3 protein-coding genes and 1 pseudogene are annotated in these 3,714 nt (G+C 67.3%); all 4 read left to right on the plus strand.

Annotation, left to right across the window (positions count from 1 at the left end):
• The first annotated feature begins 131 nt into the window (after positions 1-131).
• Complete coding sequence (locus Q4C89_RS06900) at positions 132-1,370, plus strand: aminopeptidase (RefSeq protein ID WP_303101872.1); 1,239 nt, start codon at positions 132-134, stop codon at positions 1,368-1,370.
• Positions 1,371-1,442: 72 nt separating this feature from the next.
• Positions 1,443-2,024, plus strand: coding sequence for a peptidylprolyl isomerase (locus Q4C89_RS06905; protein ID WP_303101873.1), 582 nt, complete (start codon positions 1,443-1,445; stop codon positions 2,022-2,024).
• 192 nt (positions 2,025-2,216) lie between these two features.
• Positions 2,217-3,464: a class I SAM-dependent RNA methyltransferase gene (locus Q4C89_RS06910; RefSeq protein ID WP_303101874.1), complete on the plus strand. Its 1,248-nt coding sequence runs from the start codon at positions 2,217-2,219 to the stop codon at positions 3,462-3,464.
• A pseudogene (locus Q4C89_RS06915) lies at positions 3,464-3,714 on the plus strand (hypothetical protein); the annotation flags it as partial. The gene Q4C89_RS06910 and the pseudogene Q4C89_RS06915, both read left to right, overlap by 1 nt.

The following is a 3,714-nucleotide window of genomic DNA, read 5'->3' on the forward strand; positions in this document are numbered from 1 at the left end:
AGTTTGACAAAGGCCGCATACGGCGCTATTCTTTTCCTATCACCGTCCGAGAAGGACGGATTTTTTATTTCCCTAGGATACCCCTGCGCCCGCAGTTTGACGGTCAGCCCCCCCTCACCCATGATGGGCGGGTGACTCCTTCTTCCGATTTCCAGGCCAAACTCGCCCGCTACGCCGAACTGCTGGTCAAGGTCGGTGTGAACCTGCCCGCAGGCGGCAAGCTGCTCGTCAACGCGCCACTGGACGCGGCCCCGCTGGTGCGGCAGGTTGTCCGCGCCGCGTATCAGGCCGGGGCGCTGGACGTGCGGGTCAACTACCACGACGAACACCTCGGCCTCGCACTCCTCGAAGACGGCTCCGACGACGCGGTGGGCTTTTTGCCCGACTGGGCCGCGCAGGAAGCCCAGAACATGCTGGCAGACGGCTACGCCCGCCTCGCCATTCGCGGCGATGACCCGGCGCTGCTGAAAAATGCTGACCCCGAGCGCGTCGCCCGCCGCAGCAAGCTGACCGCCCAGGCCATGCGCGAGGTGTCGGCGCAGGTCAGCAGCTTTGCCGTGAACTGGACGGTGGCCGCCATGAGCACTCCGGCGTGGGCGCGGGTCGTGTACCCCGACCTGCCCGAAGCCGAAGCGGTGGCGCGGCTCTGGGACGACATTTTCAAGGTCACGCGGGCTGACCTGCCCGACCCGGTGGCGGCCTGGGGCCAGCACACCGCCGACCTCGCCCGCCGCGCCGAGTACCTCAACGGCAAGCAGTACGCCGCCGTGCATCTGCGCTCGGGCCTGGGCACCGACCTGACGGTGGGCCTCGTCGCGGGCCACATCTGGCAGGGCGGCGCGGAACGGGCCAAAAACGGCATCGTGGGCGTGCCGAACCTGCCCACCGACGAGGTCTTTACCATGCCGCACCGTGACCGGGTGGACGGCTGGGCCGTCGCCAGCAAGCCGCTGAGCGTGCGTGGGCAGGTCGTGGAAGGCATTCGCGTGCGCTTCGAGAACGGCAGGGCCGTCGAAATCACGGCGCAAAAGGGCGAGGACACCCTCAAGAAACTGATTGCCACCGACGAGGGAGCCGCGCACCTGGGCGAAATCGCACTGGTCGCCGCCTCTGCCCCCGTCGCGCAGACGGGCACGCTGTTTTTCAACACCCTCTTCGACGAGAATGCCGCCTCGCACATCGCGCTGGGCCGCTGTTACTCGACCAATATGCAGGGCGGAGACGACGCCGAGCGCCTGAAAGCGGCGGGCGGCAACGACTCGCTGATTCATGTGGACTGGATGATCGGCACGCCCGACACCGATGTGGACGGCATCACCGCCAGCGGCGAACGTGAAGCGCTGATGCGCGGCGGCGAGTGGGTCATCTGAAAGGTTGAGGGGGCCAGAGGGTTGAGGGTTTCACAACAGCTTCTCCCCGCCTGCCCCCGTACAATGCCCCCTATGAGCGATCTCTACACCGCCGACGGGTTTACCCAGACCCCCTACCTCAGCACCGAGCGCCAGACCAAGTTCAGCCAGGCCCCCGAACTGGGCGAGGCCATCGAACCCGGCAAGCAGTACCGCGCCGTGCTGGAAACCAGCAAAGGCCGCATCGTGGTCGAGCTGTACCCCGACGAAGCGCCCGTGACCGTCAACTCCTTTGCCTACCTGCTGCGCCACCACTACTACGACGGCATCGTGTTTCACCGCGTGCTGGACGGCTTTATGGCCCAGACGGGCGACCCCACCGGCAGCGGCATGGGCGGCCCCGGCTACCGCTTCGAGGACGAATTTGCCGGGAACCCCCACCGCCACAGCGGCAAGGGCATCCTGAGCATGGCGAACGCCGGCCCCGGCACCAACGGTTCTCAATTCTTCATCACCTTTACCGCCACCCCCCACCTCGATGGGCGTCACACCGTGTTTGGCAAGGTCGTGGAAGGCCTGGATGTGCTGGACAAACTAACCCGCATTGACCCCAGCCGCCCCAGCTTCGGCACCCGGCCCGACGTGATCGAGAAGGCGTATCTGGTCGAGAAGTAAGCCCCGAATCCGTCGCCACGAGAGGGGGCGATGGAGGGTGGAAAGGTCGAACGTGGAAACGTCAAAACGCCTTTTCACAGGAGGCTCTGGCAAATGCCGGGGCCTTTTTTCTTTGTCTTTTTCCATTAGCCCTCAGCCGGAGGCGGAACCATCAACCCTCTTTCCCCTTCCCCCTCCACTACACTGACCCTCATGTCTGACGCACTTCTCACGCTGGAAATCGAAAAACTCGTGGCTGGGGGCCTGGGCCTCGCCCGCGACGAAGGCGGCGTGGTGCTGGTGCGCGGCGCACTGCCCGGCGAGCGCGTGACCGCCACCATTCGCCAGGGCAAGGGCGTACGCCAGGGCACGGTACAAGAAATTCTGCGCCGCAGCCCCGAACGGGTGGACGGGCCAGAGCTACCCACTGCCGACCTTGCCTTCGCGTCCTACCCGGCGCAACTGGAATTCAAGCGGGCCTTTGTGGAGGAAGCCCTCTCGCGCATTGCCAAACTCCGCGCTCCGGTGGCGGACACCGTGCCCAGCCCGGCGCAGTGGCACTACCGCAACACGGCGCAGTATCTGGTGACGCCCGGCGGCCTGGGCTACCGCGAGCGCCGGGGCCACGACGCCCGCCTGTTTGAAGGCGACCCGCTGGTGATGGAAGAGATCGCCGCCATCGTCGCCAAACTCGACCCCGAACGCCTCGACCCCGCCACTGAAATTGCCTTCCGCGCCAGTCGCCTGACGGGGGAAGTGGTGGCGGCCCTCATCGGCTCGGGCGAACCGCGTGACTTTCTGCGGGCGAGTGACCACCTGCTCGACGCGGGCGTGGTGGGCGTGTCGCTGGCGCAGCCTGCCGGAAAACGCTTCAGCGCAGGCGTGCGCCTGATTGCGGGCGAAAGCGAGATTCAGGAAAAGTTTGGCGACGTGCAGGTCAGCATCAGCGCCACCGGATTCGCGCAGGTCAACCCGGCGGCGGCGGGCCTGGCCTACCAGCGGGCGGCGCGGCTGGCGGGCACGGGCGACCACGCGGTTGACCTCTACGGCGGCGCGGGCGCGATTGCCCGGCATCTCTCGCCCCACTTTCGCCGTGTGACGGTGCTGGACACCTCCGCCGAAGCCCTGACGCGGGGACGGCAGGACGTGGCCCACAGCGTGGCGGCGGGCCTGGGCCAGAAGAACATCACCTTCCGCCAGGGCGACGCCTCACGCCTGCACGACATCGGGGCCGACGTGCTGGTGGTCGACCCGCCCCGCGCCGGACTGGACGAAGCCGCTCGCGAAGCCGTGCAGGACAGCACCGCCGACCGCCTGGTCTATGTCTCCTGCGACCCGGCGACCTGGGCACGCGACGTGGGCGAACTGGTGCGCCAGGGTTGGAAACTGGGCGAAGTCACGCCGCACGACTTTTACCCCCAGACCTCGCATGTCGAAATCGTGAGCGTGCTGGAGCGGTAATGCGGCGGTTGTGGGTGCTGCTGCCGCTGCTGCTCACCGCCTGCCAGGACAGCGCGGCGCGGCAGCAGAACGCCGAACTCTCTCGCCGCGTCACGGCGCTGGAGGCCGAGGTGCGGGCGCTGAAACGCGAGCAAGCCACCAACGTCCCACCCGCCGACGCTTCGGAAGTCACGACGCGGGCCGCCGCCCAGAACTGCGCCACCCAGCTTTCGCGCACGCTGGAGGACTACCGCCGCAGCAGCCTGGAAGG

Origin of the sequence: Deinococcus sp., from assembly GCF_030523985.1 — a bacterium.
Taxonomy (GTDB): domain Bacteria; phylum Deinococcota; class Deinococci; order Deinococcales; family Deinococcaceae; genus Deinococcus.